This window comes from Nostoc sp. DSM 114167 (assembly GCF_052692655.1).
In genome coordinates, this window is the sequence record NZ_CP195116.1 from 1,544,274 (window position 1) to 1,566,376 (window position 22,103).

The 22,103-nt window shown below is 43.2% G+C and carries 22 protein-coding genes; 13 read left to right on the top strand and 9 right to left on the bottom strand.

Annotated features, from left to right (window positions below; translation table 11 throughout):
- Positions 1 to 23: 23 nt before the first annotated feature.
- The 3 genes from NSTC731_RS06535 to hemL all read left to right on the top strand — a co-directional run bounded on the left by NSTC731_RS06535 (position 24) and on the right by hemL (position 2,794).
- On the top strand, positions 24 to 770 hold the full coding sequence (locus NSTC731_RS06535) for a DevA family ABC transporter ATP-binding protein (protein WP_445630098.1): 747 nt from the start codon (positions 24 to 26) through the stop codon (positions 768 to 770).
- Positions 771 to 805: 35 nt separating this feature from the next.
- Entirely contained in the window at positions 806 to 1,375 is a 570-nt protein-coding gene (locus tag NSTC731_RS06540) for an SOUL family heme-binding protein (RefSeq protein WP_445630099.1), read from the top strand.
- 120 nt (positions 1,376 to 1,495) lie between these two features.
- Positions 1,496 to 2,794: a glutamate-1-semialdehyde 2,1-aminomutase gene (gene hemL / locus NSTC731_RS06545; protein WP_445630100.1), complete on the top strand. Its 1,299-nt coding sequence runs from the start codon at positions 1,496 to 1,498 to the stop codon at positions 2,792 to 2,794.
- A 20-nt stretch (positions 2,795 to 2,814) separates the two neighbouring features.
- Here the strand turns inward: hemL and NSTC731_RS06550 are convergent, their stop codons facing one another.
- The 3 genes from NSTC731_RS06550 to NSTC731_RS06560 form a co-directional block, all read right to left on the bottom strand.
- Positions 2,815 to 6,345: a WD40 domain-containing protein gene (locus tag NSTC731_RS06550; protein ID WP_445630101.1), complete on the bottom strand. Its 3,531-nt coding sequence runs from the start codon at positions 6,343 to 6,345 to the stop codon at positions 2,815 to 2,817.
- A 481-nt stretch (positions 6,346 to 6,826) separates the two neighbouring features.
- Positions 6,827 to 7,234: a type II toxin-antitoxin system tRNA(fMet)-specific endonuclease VapC gene (gene vapC, locus NSTC731_RS06555; protein ID WP_445630102.1), complete on the bottom strand. Its 408-nt coding sequence runs from the start codon at positions 7,232 to 7,234 to the stop codon at positions 6,827 to 6,829.
- Complete coding sequence (locus NSTC731_RS06560) at positions 7,231 to 7,572, bottom strand: hypothetical protein (RefSeq protein ID WP_445630103.1); 342 nt, start codon at positions 7,570 to 7,572, stop codon at positions 7,231 to 7,233. The genes vapC and NSTC731_RS06560 overlap by 4 nt, the downstream gene beginning before the upstream one ends.
- A 119-nt stretch (positions 7,573 to 7,691) precedes the next feature.
- Here NSTC731_RS06560 and NSTC731_RS06565 point away from each other — a divergent pair, with 119 nt between their 5' ends.
- The 3 genes from NSTC731_RS06565 to NSTC731_RS06575 all read left to right on the top strand — a co-directional run bounded on the left by NSTC731_RS06565 (position 7,692) and on the right by NSTC731_RS06575 (position 11,525).
- On the top strand, positions 7,692 to 8,291 hold the full coding sequence (locus NSTC731_RS06565; protein WP_445630104.1) for a hypothetical protein: 600 nt from the start codon (positions 7,692 to 7,694) through the stop codon (positions 8,289 to 8,291).
- Positions 8,292 to 8,428: 137 nt separating this feature from the next.
- The gene (locus NSTC731_RS06570) at positions 8,429 to 10,717 is read left to right on the top strand and encodes an FUSC family protein (protein ID WP_445630105.1); all 2,289 of its coding nucleotides are present in this window, start codon (positions 8,429 to 8,431) and stop codon (positions 10,715 to 10,717) included.
- Between the two features lie 436 nt (positions 10,718 to 11,153).
- Positions 11,154 to 11,525, top strand: coding sequence for a hypothetical protein (locus NSTC731_RS06575; RefSeq protein ID WP_445630106.1), 372 nt, complete (start codon positions 11,154 to 11,156; stop codon positions 11,523 to 11,525).
- 6 nt (positions 11,526 to 11,531) lie between these two features.
- On the opposite strand, the gene NSTC731_RS06580 is transcribed toward NSTC731_RS06575, so the two are convergent.
- The gene (locus tag NSTC731_RS06580; protein ID WP_445630107.1) at positions 11,532 to 11,858 is read right to left on the bottom strand and encodes a DUF3140 domain-containing protein; all 327 of its coding nucleotides are present in this window, start codon (positions 11,856 to 11,858) and stop codon (positions 11,532 to 11,534) included.
- A 9-nt stretch (positions 11,859 to 11,867) separates the two neighbouring features.
- Positions 11,868 to 12,083, bottom strand: coding sequence for a hypervirulence associated TUDOR domain-containing protein (locus NSTC731_RS06585; RefSeq protein WP_445632034.1), 216 nt, complete (start codon positions 12,081 to 12,083; stop codon positions 11,868 to 11,870).
- Between the two features lie 43 nt (positions 12,084 to 12,126).
- Here NSTC731_RS06585 and NSTC731_RS06590 point away from each other — a divergent pair, with 43 nt between their 5' ends.
- The gene (locus NSTC731_RS06590) at positions 12,127 to 12,336 is read left to right on the top strand and encodes a hypothetical protein (RefSeq protein WP_445630108.1); all 210 of its coding nucleotides are present in this window, start codon (positions 12,127 to 12,129) and stop codon (positions 12,334 to 12,336) included.
- A 247-nt stretch (positions 12,337 to 12,583) separates the two neighbouring features.
- Here the strand turns inward: NSTC731_RS06590 and NSTC731_RS06595 are convergent, their stop codons facing one another.
- From NSTC731_RS06595 to NSTC731_RS06605, 3 genes are all read right to left on the bottom strand, one after another.
- Positions 12,584 to 12,925 carry a hypothetical protein gene (locus NSTC731_RS06595; protein WP_445630109.1) on the bottom strand — a complete coding sequence of 114 codons (342 nt, stop codon included), beginning with the start codon at positions 12,923 to 12,925 and terminating at the stop codon, positions 12,584 to 12,586.
- A gap of 146 nt (positions 12,926 to 13,071) precedes the next feature.
- Positions 13,072 to 14,376 (bottom strand): sensor histidine kinase, encoded by a 1,305-nt coding sequence (locus tag NSTC731_RS06600; protein ID WP_445630110.1) that lies wholly within the window; start codon positions 14,374 to 14,376, stop codon positions 13,072 to 13,074.
- 8 nt (positions 14,377 to 14,384) lie between these two features.
- A complete protein-coding gene (locus NSTC731_RS06605) occupies positions 14,385 to 15,071 on the bottom strand; it encodes a response regulator transcription factor (protein WP_445630111.1) in 687 nt (228 codons plus the stop codon).
- A 65-nt stretch (positions 15,072 to 15,136) separates the two neighbouring features.
- Between NSTC731_RS06605 and NSTC731_RS06610 the strand changes: the two genes are divergently transcribed.
- The 4 genes from NSTC731_RS06610 (at position 15,137) to NSTC731_RS06625 (ending at position 18,668) form a co-directional block, all read left to right on the top strand.
- The gene (locus NSTC731_RS06610; protein WP_445630112.1) at positions 15,137 to 15,532 is read left to right on the top strand and encodes a hypothetical protein; all 396 of its coding nucleotides are present in this window, start codon (positions 15,137 to 15,139) and stop codon (positions 15,530 to 15,532) included.
- A 185-nt stretch (positions 15,533 to 15,717) separates the two neighbouring features.
- Positions 15,718 to 15,864 carry a putative sulfate exporter family transporter gene (locus NSTC731_RS06615; RefSeq protein ID WP_445632035.1) on the top strand — a complete coding sequence of 49 codons (147 nt, stop codon included), beginning with the start codon at positions 15,718 to 15,720 and terminating at the stop codon, positions 15,862 to 15,864.
- A gap of 273 nt (positions 15,865 to 16,137) precedes the next feature.
- Positions 16,138 to 17,766, top strand: coding sequence for a Na/Pi cotransporter family protein (locus NSTC731_RS06620; RefSeq protein WP_445630113.1), 1,629 nt, complete (start codon positions 16,138 to 16,140; stop codon positions 17,764 to 17,766).
- A 200-nt stretch (positions 17,767 to 17,966) separates the two neighbouring features.
- On the top strand, positions 17,967 to 18,668 hold the full coding sequence (locus NSTC731_RS06625) for an ATP-dependent Zn protease (protein ID WP_445630114.1): 702 nt from the start codon (positions 17,967 to 17,969) through the stop codon (positions 18,666 to 18,668).
- A gap of 92 nt (positions 18,669 to 18,760) precedes the next feature.
- On the opposite strand, the gene NSTC731_RS06630 is transcribed toward NSTC731_RS06625, so the two are convergent.
- Complete coding sequence (locus NSTC731_RS06630) at positions 18,761 to 20,026, bottom strand: glycoside hydrolase family 10 protein (protein ID WP_445630115.1); 1,266 nt, start codon at positions 20,024 to 20,026, stop codon at positions 18,761 to 18,763.
- Between the two features lie 435 nt (positions 20,027 to 20,461).
- Here NSTC731_RS06630 and bchI point away from each other — a divergent pair, with 435 nt between their 5' ends.
- Together bchI and NSTC731_RS06640 are read left to right on the top strand one after the other, a co-directional pair.
- Positions 20,462 to 21,586: a magnesium chelatase ATPase subunit I gene (gene bchI, locus NSTC731_RS06635; RefSeq protein WP_322696696.1), complete on the top strand. Its 1,125-nt coding sequence runs from the start codon at positions 20,462 to 20,464 to the stop codon at positions 21,584 to 21,586.
- A gap of 165 nt (positions 21,587 to 21,751) precedes the next feature.
- Positions 21,752 to 22,048 carry a hypothetical protein gene (locus NSTC731_RS06640; protein WP_445630116.1) on the top strand — a complete coding sequence of 99 codons (297 nt, stop codon included), beginning with the start codon at positions 21,752 to 21,754 and terminating at the stop codon, positions 22,046 to 22,048.
- Positions 22,049 to 22,103 lie beyond the last annotated feature (55 nt).

The window sequence follows — 22,103 nt, forward strand, 5'->3', positions numbered from 1 at the left end:
CCCAAATTTACAGTTTAACTCTCATGCTGCAAGAAATTAGTCTCGTAACTCAAAGCTCAAAACTCAAAGTTCAAAATACTTCCCAACAACCAGTTATTTCAGTTTGCCATCTCGATTACTACTTCGGTCGTGGACAACTCTGCAAGCAAGTCTTGTTTGATATTAATCTCGACATTTATTCTGGAGAAATCGTCATTATGACTGGCCCATCTGGTTCTGGGAAAACCACCTTACTAACACTAATAGGTGGATTGAGAGCCGCAAAAGAAGGCAATCTGAAAGTTTTGCGACAGGAAATGTGTGGGGCTAGTAAGCGGCAATTGATAGAAGTGCGGCGGCAGATTGGTTATATTTTTCAGGCACACAATTTATTGACTTTCTTAACAGCAAAGCAGAATGTCCGAATGTCTTTAGAACTGCATGATGAGTATCTAAAGCAAGATATAGATCGGCTGGCGACGGATACTCTCAAAAGTGTTGGTTTGGGCGATCGCATCGATTATTATCCAGATAGTCTCTCTGGAGGGCAAAAGCAACGAGTTGCGATCGCTCGTGCCCTAGTCAGTCATCCTAAAATTGTTCTTGCCGATGAACCTACTGCTGCTCTTGATAAAAAATCAGGTCGCGATGTTGTAGATATCATGCAGCGTTTAGCTAAAGAGCAGGGTTGCACCATTTTACTAGTCACTCACGATAATCGAATTCTCGATATTGCCGATCGCATTATCCACATGGAAGATGGACGGTTAGTACAAGAAGTGGGAAAGTAAGAAACGCATTAATTTTAATTATTTGTGGAAGTCTGATGAGTCAAACCGAAGAACCAAAATATTGCGTATTGCAATCCTATGATGAGATTGAAATCCGGCAATACGAGCCAAAAATTGTTGCCGAAACACTCATTGAAGCCCAAAGAGATCGAGCAAACAAAGCTGCATTTTCGATTCTTGCCGCTTACATATTTGGGGAAAACACATCTGTAACAAAAATTGCCATGACTGCGCCCGTCACGCAATCTCAGCCAAGTGAAAAAATCGCCATGACTGCGCCCGTCATTCAACAAGAAGCGCGAGGAAATATTGCTAGCACTTGGGCGGTACAGTTCGTGATGCCCTCAGAATACACCCTGGCAACGCTGCCAAAACCAAAAGATTCTCGCATTACTATCAAAGAAGTTCCCAGCAACAAAGTTGCGGCAATTCGTTTCTCCGGTTCGGCTGGGGATGAACAATTGAAAGAAAAGGAAGCCAAATTATCTGCTTTTCTGGCTCGGCAAGGTATCGAGACAAAAGGTAAACCGATTTATGCTTTTTATGACTCTCCCTTCATCTTGCCCGCATTCAGACGCAATGAAGTCATGCTCGAATTGAAATAATATCTGCACGTTTTGATTGTCACTTTTAATAATTAGATTCTCGTTATTTGCGATCGCATTATCTACAAAAGGTAATCGATTAACTCTAGACGCAGCTCAAATTTATCAGGAGCAAAAATTATGATTGCAACGACTCAGTTGAAAATTACTAAATCAGAGGAAATCTTTGCTGCTGCCCAAAAATTAATGCCAGGAGGAGTCAGTTCTCCCGTGCGGGCTTTCAAATCTGTTGGCGGACAGCCGATTGTGTTCGATCGCGTCAAGGATGCTTACATCTGGGATGTGGATGGCAATCAATATATCGATTATGTTGGCAGTTGGGGGCCTGCAATCTGCGGTCACGCTCATCCTGAAGTCATTGCTGCTCTGCACGATGCCTTGGAAAAAGGAACTAGCTTTGGTGCGCCCTGCTATCTCGAAAATGTACTGGCACAGATGGTAATCGATGCTGTTCCCAGTATCGAAATGGTGCGTTTTGTCAACTCTGGCACAGAAGCTTGTATGGCTGTGCTTCGTCTCATGCGAGCTTTTACGGGGCGGGAGAAAGTAATCAAGTTTGAAGGCTGCTACCACGGACACGCCGATATGTTTCTTGTGAAGGCTGGCTCTGGCATTGCCACCCTTGGCTTGCCCGATTCTCCTGGCGTGCCCAAATCCGTAACTAGCAACACGCTGACGGCTCCTTTCAACGATTTAGAAGCAGTAAGAGTATTATTCGAGCAAAATCCCGATGAAATTGCTGGTGTCATTGTTGAACCTGTGGTTGGAAATGCAGGTTTTATTCCACCTGCTGCGGGTTTTCTTGAAGGTTTGCGAAAACTGACGCAGGAGTATGGAGCGCTGCTGGTATTTGATGAAGTGATGACGGGCTTTCGCATCGCTTACGGTGGAGCGCAGGAAAAATTTGGTGTTATTCCTGACTTGACTACCTTAGGTAAGGTCATCGGTGGCGGTCTACCCGTAGGCGCTTATGGCGGTCGCCAAGAAATTATGTCGATGGTTGCTCCAGCCGGAAGCGTGTATCAAGCCGGAACGCTTTCGGGGAATCCACTGGCAATGACGGCAGGAATTAAGACTCTAGAGTTGTTGCAACAACCTGGAACTTACGAGTATCTCGATCGCCTTACAAAGCGACTCACAAATGGGATACTCGAAATTGCTAAACAAACAGGTCACGCGGCCTGCGGCGGTCACATTAACGGCATGTTTGGTTTCTTCTTTAACGAAAGCCCAGTTCGCAATTATGAAGATGCCAAAAAGTCTGACTTAAGTAAATTTGCTAGCTTCCATCGCGGTATGTTGGAACATGGAATTTATTTAGCTCCATCTCAATTTGAAGCTGGATTTACTTCTTTAGCTCATACCGAAGCAGACATCGATCGCACCCTTGAAGCAGTCCGAACAGTTATGTCTCAGTGAGCTAGGCTAATGATTGGAATTTAGATAACTGCTCCTAAAGAGGTCAACGTGGCAGTTGTCGCCTCAGTTAAACCTTTAACTCCGAAAATATTCATTTGTTCATAGGGCTTACTTGCTCTCATGGTTTTTAAGCATTTGCCTGCTACGATATCCCAAAGTCTAATCGTTTCATCGTCACCGCCACTAACTAAGGTTTGGTTGTCTGGACTAAAAGCAACCGACCAAACCAAGCCTGTATGTCCGTGCAAAACTTTCAGACATTCACCTGTAGAGACATCCCACAACTTGATTGTCAGATCGTGACTCGTGCTGGCCAGTATTCTGCCATCAGGGCTAAAGGCGATCGATTGCAACCAGTTTGTGTCTGCTTGTAAAACTTTGAGGCACTCGCCCGTGTCTGGATTCCACAACCTGATTGTTCGATCTGGACTAGCACTTGCCAAGATATTACCATTGGGAGCGATCGCAATTGCCCAAATCCAACTCGTGTGTCCTGCCAATGTTTTGAGGCACTCACCCGTCTGCATATCCCACAACTTGATCGTTTGATCCCAGGAGCCACTCGCCAATATCTCGCTTTGAGAGATGAAAGCAACTGACCAAACCGCAGCGTTATGTCCCTGTAAGGTTCTTAAGGTTCGACCCGAACGAACGTCCCATAATTTTATAGTACAGTCTTCACTGCCACTTGCGATGGTTTGGCTGTCGGGACTAAAGGCAATCGATAAAACTGCGGCGCGATGTCCCTGTAAAGTTTTTAAGGTTTGACCTGAAGAAATATCCCATATTTTTAGTGTTTTATCTACACTACTGCTGACTAGGATATTTCCTTGATGATTAAAGATAACTGAATGAACCGAGTTGGAATGTCCTTTTAACACTTGGAGGCATTCACCAGTTGCGGCATCCCATAACCTCACAGTGCGATCGCGGCTGCTACTAGCAAAAATTTGACCGATGCTTGACAAACTAGCACTAACAGGACTAAAGCTAACAGAGAGTATTTGATTGGTATATCCTTGTAAGGTCTTGAGGCATTCACCTGTCTCGACACTCCATAGCTTCACGGTTTGATCGTGGCCGCCGCTAGCCAGAAACTTACCTTGGGGACTAAAGGCAACTGCAAAGACCCAACTGAAATGTCCTTGCAGCGTTTTGAAACATTCACCCGTATCGACATCCCATAACTTTACGTGATGATCGTGCCCGCCGCTAGCCAAAATGTCGCCTTGCGGGCTGAAGTCCACTGAAAAAACTCGATTAGAATGCCCCAGAAGTGTTTTGAGACATTCACCCGTTTGAGTTTTCCATAGCCTAATAGTTTGATCCTCGCTGCCAGTTGCTAGTATTTGACCATCTGGACTGGGGGTAATTGACCGGATTCCACTATTATGATGCTTTTCAAATGTTTGAATGCACTCTCCAGTGTTGATATTCCACAATTTAACGGTGCGATCGTCGCTACCACTCAATAGTTGAGCATCTCCCCTAAAGACAACAGAGAGTACCCAACTCAAATGTCCCTCAAGTGTTTTGCAGCATTCTCCAGTGCTGCTATTCCATAACTTCACGGTGCAGTCATCGCTGCCACTTGCTAATGTGCAATTATCTTGGCTAAATGCAACCGACCAAACCTCATTTGTATGCCCTTCTAAGGTGCGAAGGCACTGACCAGTACTAACATCCCATAGCTTTATTGTGTAATCTGTGCTGCCGCTAGCGAGAATATTACCATCAGGGCTGAACGTCAGTGATGTTACCCAACTTTTGTGTCGCGTGCAGATCAAGACTGGTTGCACATCGCTAACTTGGTACAGATGAATTTCTCCATTACTGTCACCTATGGCCAGAAGTTCTCCATCAGGACTAAAGGCTACCGCATGAATAGCGCCAAAGGTTTCAGTAAAGGTACACCTCGCTAGATTTGCATAGGCAAAATTCGTATTTTGCAAATTTACATCTCGCAGGTCAGCCTGCCAAATGGTTAAACCAGAGAAATCATAGCCCGTTAAATTAGTTTCTAGTTGATTGAGTAAGTTAAGAATATTACCTGCTACATATCCCGGCTCCAAGGGTGATTTCTCTCGCTGCTTGAGTAAGATTTGAGTCAGTTCATATTCCAAGTTTTTTTTACCTTGCAACAGTGGAATTAATCGGTTAATCAGGGGATAGAGAATCAGACGAATTTGAGTCTCTCTTACATAGTCTTTGGCAGTAGCTTTGATCAAAGCATGGCTTCTAAAAAGAGAAAACTCCTGCTTTGCAATCTCCTCACAAACTTGCTCAACCAAGCGACTTGTCACGTACTCCATCACGACTGGCTGTAGAGTGAAGCAAGTTGTATGTCGTTCAATAAGCGATCGCCGTCCCAAAGATTCCAGCGTTTCAACTAAATTGAGTTGGGGAAAAGGCGATACTAAATCTTCTCGTAACTTGGAGAGACTCACTGGCTCCCGATTAATCGCTAGCCAGTACATTACATGCTTTCCCTCATCAGATAAACGCTCAAATTGCTGCTCTAATAAATCGCGAAGATCGCCAAATACGGTGGTTTCTTCTTTTAAAAACTCACAAATATAACCATCAAATAAATCTTGAATTGTAGTTGCGACAATTTTTAAGGCTAAGGCATTGCCTCCATAGCGTGTAACCAGTGCGCTGAATTGAGTTTCTGAACCCTTAAGCCTTTTACTCTTAAGAATTTCCTCTCCCTCTCCTTCTTTAAGTCCACCCAATCGCAAAGTTCGCACTGGCAAGGCTTCTCCTTCTAGAGAGGCGACCTCTTTCGGTTTTTCTCGCGTTGTCAGTAGCAAGCAACTCTGATGGTCTGATTTACCTACTCGTTTGAGGAGTTCGCCATACTGCTCGTATCCAAGGCTATATTGTCCTGCTCGACTCCCACCACGTAATACAGCATCTACATTATCGAACACGACCAAGCAGCGCATTTCCTTAAAGTAGTTAAGCAACTGAGAAATCTTATCACTAACGCTTTCCGGCAATTCTGCCTCAGTTTCTTGCTCATCAGACAGAAACTGAATAATACTAGCCAAGAATGTATCAATAGGTGGAGCGTCATACAGCGATCGCCAGACAATACAATCAAATTTGTCTTGCATTAGTTCTGCCAATTTAATCGACAGAGAAGTTTTTCCGACTCCACCCATTCCGAGAATGGTAACTAATCGACACGAATCCTTCAGCAGCCACTCATCCAGAGTACTGAGTTCTTCTGTACGTCCGTAAAATGCTAAGACAGAAACAGCTTCCCCCCAATCTTGACGGCCATTGGAATCTGAGGTTGAATAGTAGCCTTCGCATAGAGAGCTATCAAAACCAAGAAAGAGAGCCTCAAGTGTTCGCTTGTCAACTCCCTTCCTACGGTTCAAAACTTTTCTAATTGTTAGAGGATCTAAGTTAGTGCGGTAGCTTAACTCTTCAAGAGTAAATCTCTTGCCAAAATTATCTCGAAACTCAAACTTGTGCCTTGCTTCCTCAAACTTCTGTAAACCAACAGAAGTGAGTATAACTCCGCGCTTGCGTCTTGGCATACCCAAATTCCTCTACAGACAAAGATAGATTTAGCACAGAACTTAAGTACTTTTTCACCCAAGATATATTTATAACTGTTTTCGGTTTTTTTTGATAATGTCAACAATGACTTTTTTCCTTTTAACCGAAACTTCCCAGAATTGACTAAAACGTTTTGCTAGAATCGCACAAGCGATCGCACTTTCCGAAAATCTCCTAGAACACCAGAAAAAGGCTTACAACAAAACTCTAGCTGAAAAGATGTGGATTTACCAAAAGCGCCAAGAAGAGCAAGTACAGAATGGGCTGGAAGTTATTCTCAGTAAATGTGCCATAGTTTAATCGCTTTGGTTACAAACTTAGCTTTGTCAATCGCACTTATAAAATCGTGTATGAGTATATGGTAATACAACAGTAATACTTAATTAATTTTATACCAGTGTAAATACAATAGAACGAGTGCGGAAAGTTGTGAGATAATGTTTTCTAGCCAGTCATTTGTCAATTATCTATCTCCCAATCTTCAATCAGTAAGTTATTAATCCGCTTAAATTCTCTGGTGTTATGGGTAACAAGGCTTAAGTGATTTGTCAGTGCGATCGCAGCAATTTGTAAATCATAAGCTCCAATTGGAGTGCCTAATGCTTCTAACTGAGATCGAATTATTCCAAATGTCATTGCTGCGAGATCGTCAAACGGTAGTGATATAAATTGAGCTAAAAATTCTTGCTGTAACGTAAGATTGCGTTCTGGGTTGGCACTTTTCATTGCGCCATAAAATAATTCAGCTTTGACGATTGAGCAAACGGCAATATCTTTAGTAGCAGTGGTTTCTAATTTCTGCTTTAAGGTGAAATTTTTACCACGCATATAGATAATGCAAGTGTTAGTATCTAGCAGAAATTTCACAGGATGGGTTCGCGTTCTTGTTGTCCTTGGGAATGGCGAAAGAATGTTTCATCTTGAATACACCCATAGAATTTAGTCAAAGGATATTCTGGAGTTTCAATTTGGGTTTCTGGTTCTAGGGACTCAATCAGGGTTTTTAGCAATGTCAAGCCTCGGCTAAGGTCGAGTTCTTTGGTGAGTTCAGCCAGGGGTGATTGACAAAAGAATCGTGGAAGTTTGGTGGGTTGGTCTGGGTGGGTATTATGTGCGATCAGGTTTTGGGCAAGGAATTGGATAATATACAGTTTATCGTTGGGGGAAAGCTGAAGGAGTTGTTGTTCGAGTTCTGGGATAGCCATGATGGGGTTTAAGTGGAGGATAATTTTATTTTACTTTCACTCTTCAAGGGTTAATTTAGTTTGACTGGTTTTTTATCGGTTAATAGACCTAACCCCCTAACCCCCTTCCTGAAGCGGGAATGGGAAAAATTGGGATTAATCAGCTTAAAGCTATGAATCATTTAATTAACGAACTTTTTGTAAATATAAAATCAGACGACGAACGTGTACGCAGTAATGCAATTACTGATATATCATTCATCCTAGAAATTAATTCTTGGCAGTTACCACTAGATGAAAGACTGAGTAGATATGATAGTTTAATCAAAAAGGAGTTAATAACTATAAATTTAACTGAGAGCGAAGAGGCAGAAATTGTAGAATTCCTAAAAAGAGAGATTATTGATTCAAATAGATCGAAGAGTAGTTTATTATTTACTATAGGTAAATCTTCATCAAGAACCGGACTTTTAGCACTACTAGATATTATTCAAAATTCCTCTTCTGAATTTAATCCAAATGAGTCCTATCAAGCTTTAGTTTCTTTAGAGAGGATATTGTTCTGGAATAATTATGGATTATCTAATGAAGAAAAAAGAAACATTGTTTCTGAAATAAATCCTACAGCTTTTATAGAAAGTAAATTGGCATGGGCATTGAATAATTCTCATTCACCCCATTCAACCGGATTGCAGTATACTGCCGAAGGTTTACTAGATGGTTTAAGTCATTATCTCTAATGTTTTAAACTAGTCATAGTAAAAATTAAGCAACTCAATCACCTCAAAAGACATATTACAGACATCCGCCACGCTGTTATATCTGGCTAAAATGCTTTAAGAAGCGATCGCGCTTTGTTATAATCGCCAGTCTGATAATGTCATTTACAGATAAACGTCCTCTTAGTTGGTTGTTGCAGCAGTTTCAACTCCAGCCAGGTAAGCCCGCCCTTTCCACTGGATTGCGTAGCCTTTTTGTACTGGGTGTCCCGATTGGAATTGGCATCATTACAGGTCATACTGCTGAAAGTGCGATCGCCACTATGGCAGCTTGGTTTGTTGGGATGGTAAATGTTGACGGAGCTTACCGTCAGCGAGCAATTGCGATGATTGCAGCTACGATTGGGGTAACTGTGATGTTTTTAATCGCAAGTCTGGTTAGCAGTCATCTCTGGTTAGCTGTCCCGGCTACATTCTTGGTAATATTTATCGCAGGTTTAGCGAATCTCTATGGCAACGTGGCTGCATCTGTCAGCTTGATTACTTCGATCATGTTTGTGATTGCGCTGGCTAGATTCGCTGCATTTTCTAATTTGCCTACTCTTATTCAACACTGTGGGCTATGTCTAGCTGGTGGAACATGGACAACTATCTTGTCATTAGGACTGTGGGTGGTGCGTCCTTATGTACCTGCAATGCAGATAGTTGCTAACTGTTATTTCTCATTAAGCAATTTTGTGGACTTGGTAGGCCACAGAGCATTAAATCCAAAGGATCGTCAGGAGTGGGAACAGCGATTTTTGCAAGCTCAGGATACAATTATTCAAAACTTGATATCTGCCCGTAGCGTCTGGACAACGATCTGGACTAGGCAAAGAGGAGCTAACCTACGAGGAAATCAGTTACTCGTATTAATCGAGGATGTAAATCAAATTGTTAATTCTGTTGTCGCACTGAACGAACTATTAGCGATCGCATCCGAACATCAATTATTTTCTCGGTTACAGCCAGAAATTCAACAAGTTATACAACAGTCAGCAATTGCTCTGCAAATGTTATCAGAAGCGATCGCCAAAGGAAAAAACTCACCTCACTTAGGGGATCTCGATCGGAGTCTTGAAGCACTAGAACACCAAAGACAAGTTCTGCGATCGCAAGTCCTCAATCAAACCATCACTGCTCAAACAGATGATTATTCCGATCTCCTCAACCTTGGGAAAATTACAGCCAGTTTGACAAAGCTAGTAGAGCAAATTCATACTGATGCAGAGATTGTTACAGATTTAAGCCAAGGAAAACTGCGTAACAGCATTGCCCAGCGAGATATTTCCCCTCCAGCCCAACCAGAACGTTCTACAATCATTGATACGCTGCGAAATAACTTCACTTTTGATTCAGTCCTCTTTCGTCATGCGTTGCGCCTCGCACTGATCGTAACTTTTGCTGAATTAATTGCATCGCTATTCCAACTACCTAGAGGCTACTGGATCACGCTCACAGCTTTAGTTGCACTCAAACCCAACTTTGGCGGAACGTCACAGACAACAGTCCAAAGAGTCATCGGTACTATTTTGGGTGGAATTATTGGCATTGCTCTGATTTTAGTAGTTAAGAATCAATTGGCGATCGCAGTTTGTTTCCTGCTGCTAGTATTTGTGGCGATGTCGGTGCGATCGTTAAGCTACAGCATATTCATCATACTGCTCACTCCCGCCATCATCTTGCTACTCAACATGATTAGTGCAGGTGGCTGGGAGGTTGGAGTATTGCGGATCTTCGATAGCTTTGCTGGGGGTGTCTTAGCACTACTTGGTAGTTATTTGCTTTTCCCTACTTGGGAACGACAGCAACTTCCTGCACAACTAGAAAAGACAATTCGAGCTAATCTTGCTTACTTTCAGCAAGTAATAGCTAACTATCTTCATCCAGAACATAATGCGATCGCTGATTCTATCAACATGCTACGCCACCAAGCTGCACTAGAGAACGTCAACGCTAACGCCGCAGCTCAACGATTGTTCAGCGAACCTCGTCACATTCAGGGAGAAATCGAACCTGTAATGACGCTGATGGCATACATTCGCGGCTTTTTCAGTTCGGTAACAACTTTGGCAGAACATCTGCGGGAATTTAGCGGCGAGTACCAATTTACTGAACTCAAGCGACTTGCCGATACCATTGTCCAAGTTTTGGAAAACTTAGCAGATGCCCTTGGACAGGGACACTCACCCCAACCATTACCAGCGCTAGATAGCGATCTCGAAGCAATTCACAACCAAATCCAACAGCTACATACTGCTCGGTTATCAGAAATTGCTACCAATTCCAACACTTTAACTCCCACATTACAAGCCGTTCGAGAACAAACTCCACTTTCTACAGAACTGGATCGAATTGTGAATGAAATTAAAATTATGCACTGTGTAATTGCTCGTCTGCAAGAATAATTTTCTTTTCACGCTGGTGCTTCGTTTTGCGCACCACGCGGGTGTTAATCTCTTGATTTTTTGTGAGTCTGCGATCGCAGCGACTATTTTCGAGGGACGATCGGCTGCTTTAACGTGAGTTCGACAAGCTTTTTTTGACCTCTCCCCCAACCCCTCTCCGTGTCGGAGAGGGGAGCCAAAACCCTAATTTCTTGTTGCTCCTCCCTTTCCCCGTGGGAGAGGGAGGTTGGGAGGGAGAGGTTTAGGGACTTCCAATTAAAAAAATAAGCAATCACTGTGTAAGCAGGGGAGCAGGGGAGCCACTGCGGTCTTGGGGTCTCCCCAAGTGGAGCAAGTGGCGTAGCAGGGAGCAGGGGGGAGAAAGAAGAATATCATTTAAATAAATTGATTAATTTATTCTCTGGAAGTCCCTTATCGAACTCACGTTGCTTTAGCAATGCGCCGAAGGATTTATAACCCGCAACTTGGGTTAGTACAACATTTGAAATTCGTAGCTAATCAAATTTGGCAATACGTTGCAATGCCAATGTATCCCTTTGCAATGCCAATGCGTCCCTTTGCGATGCCAATGTATCCCTTTGCGATGCCAATGCATCTCTCTGCAATGCCAATGTATCCTTTTGCAATGCCAATGCATCCCTTTGCAATGCCAATGCATCTCTCTGCAATGCCAATGCATCCTTCTGCAATGCCAATGTATCCCTTTGCAATGCCAATGCATCCCCCTACATTAAAAATGCTATGCTTTTACGCAAAACTGTATTTAGGGCGATCGCAGGAATTTGCCCACCTCAATGGCGGGCTATGAGGTACTTTACTTAATTGGATCGTGTCCCCAATTCTTCAAAGAATAGCACCAGCGTGTGTCTTCCAAATCACCCGATGGCTGCTGTGCAAGATGACGATGGACGTAACTAATAACTTTCTTCATGTGCGAAAGATCGTCGTTGGTGTAATCATCCTTTTTCTGCAATAGCTCGATGATACGCCGTCCAGATTTATGACCGATTGACTCATCGTCGCCATCTTTTTGCCCGACAGTTTGTGACTCATCCGTATCTAGCCAAGACTCTAGTTCTTTAGGTGTCATATTGACAACTTGATGAAACTCGTCAATCACCCCTTTAACATCTTTACTCATGACTCAGCATTACTCCTCTACTTTCTTCAGAGCATCAGGCTTGTGAGCAGCTTGTTTTCCTGTCTTATCGCTTTCAACTAAATATTCGGGATTATCTTCACTTGCAGTAACATGGTGTTCTTTAATATCTGTAGGTGAAGTGAGCTTCTTTACAACTTTGCCAGTTGTCTTACCTTGTGAAGTGTTCCATTCAACGCGATCGCCTTTTTTAAATTCTTCAGCCACATTCATCCCCTATTTGATGTTTTATACCTACTAAATTCACATTATGTCTGCGACTGGAAAAGCAGCCATCATTCTGGTGATAGAGAAAAAAACAGCAAACAAGATTAGTCAGCGTTGCAGAGAAAGCGGGATGATTTTGCTAGTTTTGTGGGATGGGCCGAAAAGCCATTGGTGTCAACTTAACGTAAAACCGATGTCCTGCAAGGAACTTCAGTTCCTTGCTCATAGCAAAAGTCATCTAAAAGATGACTAAATATTCCGGAAAATCTTTAGTCTCTTTAGATGACTTGAGCTGTTAGCCTGGAACTTTAGTTCTAGGCGGGTGATGAAGCCAACAGTGAAGCCATTTCTAGCTAGACACGTATGGCATCTTGCCCGTCCCTTGTATTTCGCGGCGCTCGTGTCGCCCACCCTACAAGAATCATTCCTTGATTCAGCAACGCCGGTTAGTCTTCAGCAATCAAAATTAGATTCATGGGAACAACCTGAAGTATCGGAATTTAATCGTCATGAATTTGAATAGTTTCACCGTTGGCACGAGTAATACTAACTGCTTTGAACTCATTGTCGTCATAGTTGCCAACTACGGTGACTTGTTCTCCTACAGACAGGTTAATGGGTTGTCCTAACTGAGGTTCTGCCTCAACGATGATTTGTGCCTTACCATCGTTGAGAATGAACTCGTCATCTAAAAGCTTACTAACTTGACCGGAGATAGTAGTAACACGAGCATTTGACAAATTCTCAATTTGGTTTGGTGCTTTCTGCGCTCCCACCTCAAAAGAAATTAGCAACGCAAACAAGCCAGTTAGGACGATGCTGGGTATAGGATTGAAATTCATTTGTTAAGTCCTCCAATCTGATGTGTAACTCACGCTTATTTTCAGATTGCCGGATAAAAGTAACTAGAAAGTAACAGCACGGTCTTAAGCCAAGAAATTCCTTCACTAACAATTAAAATCTTTGCTTACCTAATATTAATTGCTTGTTATGGTAAGGGTTTAGGCACGAAGGGTAGCTTGATTTGAAATGTAGAGCCTTTACCCAAACAGCTGATTGCGATAATTTGTCCTCCATGTACTTGGACAATTTGTTGTGCGATCGCTAATCCTAACCCGAAGCCTCCTGTATGGCGCGATCGCACACTATCTACTCGATAAAACCGCTCAAAGATATAGGGTAAATCTGCCTCTGGAATCCCAATACCGCTATCCTGTACTTCAATTACCACCCAACGAGACTCTAAGAAGACTCGTAAGCAAACTCTACCTCCAGACGGCGTGTAGCGGCAGGCATTACTGAGAAGATTTGTTAGTGCTTGCCGCATTAAATCTGGATTTATTCTCAACATTACCAATTGTTCAGGAAATTCGCTGGTGAATTCTAAGTTTTTTATCTTTGCTGAGTGAGTGTATTCCTCTACTAATGCTCCCAGCCAGCTAACCAAATTGACGAGGTTAAGTGCCTCTGGCTTTAACTGTCCTTCATTTCGAGCTAAGAATAATAAATCACTAATCAGCATTCCCATTGATTCAGCAATCTGGTCAATATTTTCCAGGGAACTTTGCTGTTGATTAGGGTCAATTGGTTCGAGCAAACTAAACTGAGCATGATTCCGAATTGCCTGAAGGGGTGTCCTTAGCTCGTGAGAGGCATCAGCTGTGAAGCGCTGTAATTGCTCGTAGGATTGACGAATTGGCTGCATGGCCATTCCACCCAGAAACCAACCCGTCAAACCAATTACGCTTAAAGCAATGGGTACACCTACTATTAAAAACAGTCTCAACGACCATAAAGTTTCTTCAACAGGTGCTAAAGAAGCAGCTATTTCTAGATAGCCAATTAATTGTTTATTCTGAAAAACAGGAACTGTTAATTGACGCAGCTGTTTATTGCAATCACCCCCTTGGGGCGGCTCCTCTGGAGTATTGCTTAACTCAATTGTTTGAAATCCTAATTGATTATTTAATTGCTCTGATGGAGTGACACCAAAAAACTCTAGTAGTTGCTTTTTGGGAGTGTACCAACGGGCATAAATAATTTTATTGTCAAAGGGCAAAGCTTCACCACCTAAGATAGGGACATCTTCGAGACTAATGCGTTGCTGTTCTTGGTAAAGTCCATCTTCAACGCCAGCCGCCATCAACTGAGTTGTCTTGTAAAGTTCTTGGTCAAATGCCCGCAATTGCTCTTTTGCTTCTAAAAAGTAAAGTATTGCTGCAAAGATCGCCAGAATACTTCCCATAGAGAGCGTAAACCAGCGAGCTAGGTTACGCCGACTGCGGTTGAACATGTTAGGGATTAGCGATCGCATGATTCAGGAGCAACTAATCGGTATCCTATTCCGTAAACAGTCTGTAGCCAATCTTCTGCTTTGACTATCTGTAAGCGTTGCCGCAGTCGATGCACTAACATCGTTATTGCTTTACTATCTGGGTGTATATTCCACTCCCAAAGTGCTTGTTCGATTTGGTCATGAGTGAGTACCTGACTGGGATGTCGAAAGAAATATTCCAACAATTGAAACTCTCGACCCGACAACTGGACTGTAACTTCCTGGCGTTGTAACGTTAGAGTGTTGAGATGAAGTTGTAAGTCGGCTAACTCTAGCGTGTCGCCTTGCCAGAGTGGCACTCTGCGTCCCAATGCTCGTACTCGTGCCAATAGTTCGAGCAAACTAAAGGGTTTAACCAAATAGTCATCTGCACCAACATCTAAAGCAGATACTTTATCCAAAATTGCATCTTTAGCTGTGAGAATCAGCACTGGAGCCGTTTTTCCTGCTTGACGATACTGTTGACACAGACTAACACCACTCACCTTGGGCAACATCCAATCTAAAATTAACAGGTCGTAGTCTCTCTGTTGTATTAACCACTGGGCTGTTTCACCATCTTCAGCACCGTCTACAATATGTCCGACTTTCGATAGCGCCCCCTGTAGTGGTTGTAACTGAGTAACATCATCCTCTACAAGTAAAATTCTCATTCATCATGTCGCTGTACTTTTTTCTCTTTCCTATGATGAATTAATCATCAAACTTTTTCTGTATTATGGCTCGACCTCGTTGGTTGCAATTTCTCATTAACTTAGGACTAGAGTTTTGGCTGCCACTACCCTTAATCGGACTGTTTTTTTGGTTGAGTACGGGTTTGCTAACGCATCAAGTATTGAGTTATACCTATGACACAACTGCCCAAATCCACTCCGACTCAAAACATCAAATTCAGTTTTCTGTTTCACTAGCTGTCATGTCTATTGAAGCTGTAATTCAACGCAAAGAAAAGTTAACTGAAGTTAAAGTTTACACTGCTGATTCGCTTTTAAAGGAAATGGAATTTGAGTTTCCTGTGACTGAATTTGCTCAAGTTGATGCCGCGATCGCTCAAGCTTTAGGATTACCAATAACAGCAATAAAGCAGTTAATACGTTATCGCATTGAAAACTAATACCAAATCGTACCTCTAGCTTTAACTCATTCTAGGATTCCAAAAAAACACATAAATTAGATAGATTTACCGTATAATTAGTACACAATTTGAGAGTTAAGTGCTAATCAAGCGCAACATGGCTTGATATAGGTAAAGGAGCAATCGAAGCTGAAGACGATGATGCAGCGTTTGCGATCGCGGCAATTTTAGCATTAGGTGCGTTTGGGCTGTTTGTTTACCCACTGATTGGACATACCTTCGGCATGAGCGATCGTGCTTTTGGACTTTGGGCAGGTCTGGCGGTGGACAACACAGCAGAAGCTACAGCAGCCGGCGCGCTTTTGCCATAAACCACAGCCAATAGCCGCCCCCAAGCCCGCCGCAGTCTCGACATAGGCGGCTGTCGTAAAGCTCTGTGATTTAGAGAGCGCAGATTTTCTGGGAGATCCTTGTATTAGTTTGAATCTTTTTCAAAGAATATTGTTTTTCTTGAACTTCGGCATATTTAGCACTCAAGATTAACCTGTACCATATTTATTTAACCAAAAGTTAACTTATCCTTAAATACAGTATGTATACCAACTTACTGTATTTTTTGTCAGTTAGCAAAGTAAGGTGTGCTGATGCTGAAGACTCAAGATCCCACACAAGTGTTGATACTGTTAATTGGAGGTTCAACGCTACTTCTGTACGGAGTGAGACTAGTTACTGATGCAATGGAGCGGGCATTAGGTTCACGTCTGCGGCTGGTGATGATGAGGCTGGCGAGGCATCCTCTGGCAGCTTTTATATCAGGGATTATCGTAACTATGCTGACCCAAAGCTCCACAGCAACTGCCTCGGTGATGGTGGGACTGGTTAGCGCTCAGTTAGTACCCTTAGCAGCAGCAGTAATCATGCTACTGGGAGCTGCTGTAGGCTCTACATTGGTCGTACAACTGTTGGCGTTCCACATTACTGAATATGCACAAGAGTTCCTGGGTTTAGCGGCAGCGTTTGCGCTGTTGACTCAACCCAAGGCACTGCGGGATGTTGGTCGTGGTGTATTCAGTTTTGGATTGGTATTGCAGGGTTTAGCAATGATTGACGCGAGTAGCGCTCCTATTGCCGATAATCCGATTACGAATGAAATTATGCAGGCACTCTCCCAGTCTCCTTTAGTACTGATATTACTGGGTATCTTGCTGGCAGCAGCATTTGTCTCTAGCATCGCCGCAATCGGAATTGTTATGGCTTTGGCTGGAGGAGGTGCCCTCCCACTAGAAGCGGCTTTGGCAGTAATGCTAGGTGCCAATATTGGCACAACACTCATGCCCTTACTCACTGCATTGAACAGAGGCAGCGTTGTTGGACGCCGACTAGGATTTATCTATGTTGGCACTAGGCTTGTTGGGGGAGTATTGGTGCTGGCATTGCTCAATCCCTTGACAGTGTTATTGACTCGTCTACTCCCCAATCCTTCAACACAAGTAGCATTAGCACACCTGGGATTTAACTTAATATTGGCGATCGCTTTTGTGCCACTAGCAGGTCTACTTGCAGACTTAGCGACCAGACTTCTACCAGAGCCTGAGACAGAAAAGAAACTAAGTGCACGCTACCTCGATCCCAATGCATTGACGTTGCCTGCCGTTGCACTCGGTCAAGCAATGCGTGAGGTTATGCGGATGGCAGATTTGTCCGCAGAGATGTTACAGCTTAGTATTCAAGCGTTTGAAGACGGAGTGAAAGATTTACCTAAACAGATTGGGGCACTCGATAACCAGCTTGACGACATGGAAACTGCTATTAAGCATTATCTGATTCAAATAAACGATCAACTGCTAACGGCAGAACAGTCGCAACGGGAGTTAACATTACTTTCTATCAGTACGGAGTTAGAGGCAATTGGCGACATCATCGACCGACAACTTATGCGATTAGCCCGACGCAAACGGCGCAAACAAATTGCTTTCTCTGAGCTAGAGTGGAACGACATTGTTGCTTACCACGGCGAGGTACTAGGACTGCTACAACGAACACTAACAGGGCTAGCTGCACAAGACTCAACTATTGCAGATGAAGTATTGTCTCAACGGCAGTGCCTCAATCAATTTAAGCGGGAAATTTATCTACGACATCTCCAGCATCTGAGTTCAGGAGATCCTGTCAGTCTTAATGCCAGTTCCATTCTCTTGGAGATGGTTAATGCAATGAGCCGTATTCTTTCTCATATCAGTAGCATTGCCCGTGCCATTCAGGGAGAGTTGTGATTTATTAACGGGACTTAAAGATTTTTGAGGAAAAAATAAGCCTCAAACCCATGCAGAGTAAGGTAAATAGACCAAAGGCCAAAAATGGTTTAAACCCAGATATACCAATAAACAAAGCAAAACGATGTCGAAGTCTCTCTATAATATACATTAATTCCCACATAATGAAGAAATATTAAGTTGCATTCAGAAAACTTTCAATGAGCCAAACTAGCCTAAATTTAGTTGCAATATCTATCTTTCTCATGACCCTATCGGTATTGGTGGGGCCATTCTTCAACTTATCTCCGGCAGTCCCAGCACTTGCTACCTTCACCATTTTAGGCATCGCAACATTAGATAGTTTCAGCTTGCAAGGCAAGGGTGGTACTATCTTTTTAGATTGGATTGCTGGTTTTTCAAAAGAACACCGCGATCGCATCGTCCACCACGAAGCAGGACATTTCTTAGTTGCTTACTTGTTGGGCATTCCCGTTACTGGCTACACACTCAGCGCTTGGGAAGCGTGGAAACAGGGGCAACCCGGCCAAGGCGGTGTCAGCTTTGATGATGGCGAATTAGCATCTCAATTAGAACTAGGTAAAATCAGCGCCCAAATGCTAGACCGCTACTGCACTGTTTGGATGGCGGGTATTGCTGCTGAAACCCTGGTTTTTGATAATGCTGAGGGTGGAACTGATGATAAAAGTAAGCTGATCGGAGTCTTGACAATGTTAGGCTTTTCTGAATCAGTTTATCAGCAGAAAATGCGGTTTCATGCTCTCCAGGCAAAAACTCTACTGCAAGAAAATTGGTCTAGCTATGAGACTTTAGTTAATGCTATGCGACAACGTACTTCGGTAGAAGATTGTCATGCTGAGTTAGCAGTAGGTAGTGGGAAGCAAGAAGTTGTATCAAGCTAGTAATGAAGAGTTTGTAGTAAGCACTTTAGTGCTTATAAAATAAGGACAAAAGTCCTTACTACGAACTTATTAACATATCTTAAACAGAAAATTTATTCAGCTCTGGCGCGGAGTGCCGGAGATGGAAAAAGATTTGCAAATCCAGCTTGTCGTTCAGCTAAAGATTCTAGATTGTTGTTCCAAAGACTTTCATAATAAAAGAAGGTTACGCCTAGACCCCGTTCTTGGGCAGCCCGCACCTGAGACTTGATTTGCTGTATGGGAACAGGATTATTTCGTAACCCTGTCATAATTCCAACTCCAGTTGGAATTCTTTGTTGCGCTTCTTGAATTTCTGCGCGGGAAATATTTGCCACAAAACTTTTTAGATCCGGACGATAAATTTGCACAATTAACTCGTCCACAAGATTTTGTCGCATCCAACCTAGCCAATCTTGCAAGTGAAACTTGTAAGCAAAATCATAGTAATTAGGAGAAACAGAGAAAATCGCCTGGGGTTTTCTCTGTTTCACCGCTTGATTAAGTTTTCCCATGAATGCCGTAATCTTATCTGCCCGCCACTTTACCCATGCCGCATCTTGGGAATTTTTTGGGGGACGATTCTTGGTTTCTTTGGTGTACAAAGCAACTGTATATTGGTCGTAGCCAAACTCGTGAGGCAAACTCATGTGATCGTCAAACTGAATGCCATCGGCATCATATTGAGTAACAGTTTCTAGCACTAAATCGGTGATGAACTGTTGCACTTTTGGATGGAACGGATTGAGCCACATCACTTCACCAGCCGCACTGTTTGAAGTTTGGCTACCATCTTGCTTTTGTGTGAACCAATCCGGGTAATTCATTGCTAGTTCTGAGGTTGGGGGAGCCATGAAACCAAACTCAAACCAGGGAATCACTAGCAATCCTTGGCGATGGGCTTGGTTAATCAGGTCTGCCAAAATATCATGTCCATCTGAACCTTTGTAGACAAAAGGTTGAATACCTGCACGTTGTGCTAAGGCACTAGGATACATCACATAGCCAGAATTCCACACCACAGGATAAATTGTGTTGAAGTTCATCCGCCGCAGTTGACTCACTGCATCCTGCACCTTGTCTCGATTTTTGAGGGTGTCAAAATCATTAGTGGTCATCCAAACTCCGCGAATTTCCTGACGAGGTATCTGTGCGATCGCAGGGGTGAAACTGTCCGCCAACAATACACTAAAAAAGGATATTAAAATAAGAATCGGAAAAAAAGACTTCAGTAGTCGCCGCCAACTTTGGACAATAAAAGATGATTTCATAAATTTGAATGATGCATTAACTACCCACACACGCCATTGCTCACTTTTACGATTGAATCTACTAACCATATAGTCTACAAGTATTTATGCTTAGTACAGAATTGATGAGTTGGTAGTTGTTCGTTCTCTACTTATGGAACATTTGCACCAAAAAACTAAAACAGACAAATTAAGATAGTTGACGCAGCTAATAAGTATTTGTGCCCAATAGATATTGATATTGGGAATGGGGCATTGGGAAAAGACAAGGAAGACAAGGAAGAGGGGGGAGACAAGGAAGAAACTGGTTCAATAATTCTCCCTTGTCCCCCTTGTCCCCCTTGTCCCCCTTGTCCCCCTTGTCCCCCTTGTCCCCCTTGTCCCCCTTGTCCCCCTTGTCCCCCTTGTCCCCCTTGTCCCCCTCATCTCCCCCTGCTCCCCTACTCCCGATCTTCACATTCCCCCATGCCCTACCTGTGTCACAATAAAGAACTGTAATAAGAAAAATATTGTTAAGGTAATTTAGTGAGTCCAACTGCTCAATCCACGGCAAGTGCGCGTCGCGTAGTATTTCCTTTTACGGCAATTGTGGGCCAGGAAGAAATGAAACTGGCGCTGCTATTGAACGTGATTGACCCCAAAATTGGGGGTGTAATGATTATGGGCGATCGCGGCACCGGGAAATCCACAACTATCCGGGCGCTGGCGGATCTGCTACCAGAAATTTCTGTGGTTGCTAATGACCCCTTCAGTAGCGATCCTAGCGACCCCGACTTGATGAGCGATGAAGTCCGCCAACTGTTAGAACAAGGGGCGGAAATTCCCGTAGTTCACAAAAAAGTCCAAATGGTAGACCTGCCGCTAGGAGCTACAGAAGACCGAGTTTGTGGCACAATCGACATCGAGAAAGCTTTATCTGAAGGTGTCAAAGCTTTTGAACCGGGACTTCTGGCAAAGGCTAACCGGGGCATTCTCTATGTGGATGAAGTCAACTTACTAGATGACCACCTTGTAGACGTGTTACTCGACTCTGCTGCTAGTGGATGGAATACTGTAGAACGAGAAGGTATTTCTATCCGTCACCCAGCGCGTTTCGTGCTTGTGGGTTCTGGAAACCCAGAAGAAGGCGAACTACGCCCCCAATTACTCGATCGCTTTGGGATGCACGCAGAAATTCACACAGTCAAAGAACCAGCTTTGCGGGTGCAAATCGTAGAACAACGGGCGGATTTCGATCAAAACCCGCCAGTATTTCTCGAAAACTATAAAGCCCAGCAAGAAGCATTACAACAGCAAATTGTCAATGCTCAACAGCTTTTGCCAGAAGTGAAAATTGACTACGATCTGCGGGTGAAAATTTCTGAAGTCTGTTCAGAACTAGATGTAGATGGTTTGCGGGGTGACATTGTTAGTAACCGCGCTGCCAAAGCCTTAACAGCTTATGAAGGACGCACTGAAGTTACAGTTGATGATATCCATCGTGTAATTACGCTATGCTTGCGTCACAGACTACGGAAAGACCCTTTAGAATCGATTGATTCTGGTTACAAAGTTGCCAAAGTTTTTAGCCGCGTCTTTGGCGTCGAACTACCAGAAAGTGATACTGCACAAAAGAACGGCACAGGTCAAAAATTAGGAGCTAGGGGTTAAAAGTTAGGAGCGGAGCCGGAAACGCTCCGCCTCCGGTGAAGAATTAATAGTTAAGAGTTTTGAATGGAAAGCTGCTTCATATCTCACAACTTTAATTCCTCAATCAGCACTGACTATATATAACTCCTAACTCTTAACTCCTAACTCTTAACTTAGTACTGAAATATGAGATTTTGGTCTTTTTGGTTCAACAGCTTTGTTTTATCTAGCCAATACAACCCGCCCAGGTTTGTAGAATTATTGATGCTCTTATTAGCGATCGCAATGCTGGCAATTGCCAGTATTTTACCTGACATACCCTATTTAATCTTAGGCTTGAGCTTAGTAGTTGGGGCATCTATTTCCATCTTAGTGCGAGAAGCGATCGCACCCTCACCCCAAACACGAATTACCCAACTAACAGCATCCCTATTACTCATCATCAGCCTCTATGGCTTTGCTGATTTAATCTACACTCTTTAAAATTTGCCATTTGTCCTTTGTCATTAGTCATTTGTCCTTTGTCCTTTGTTATTTG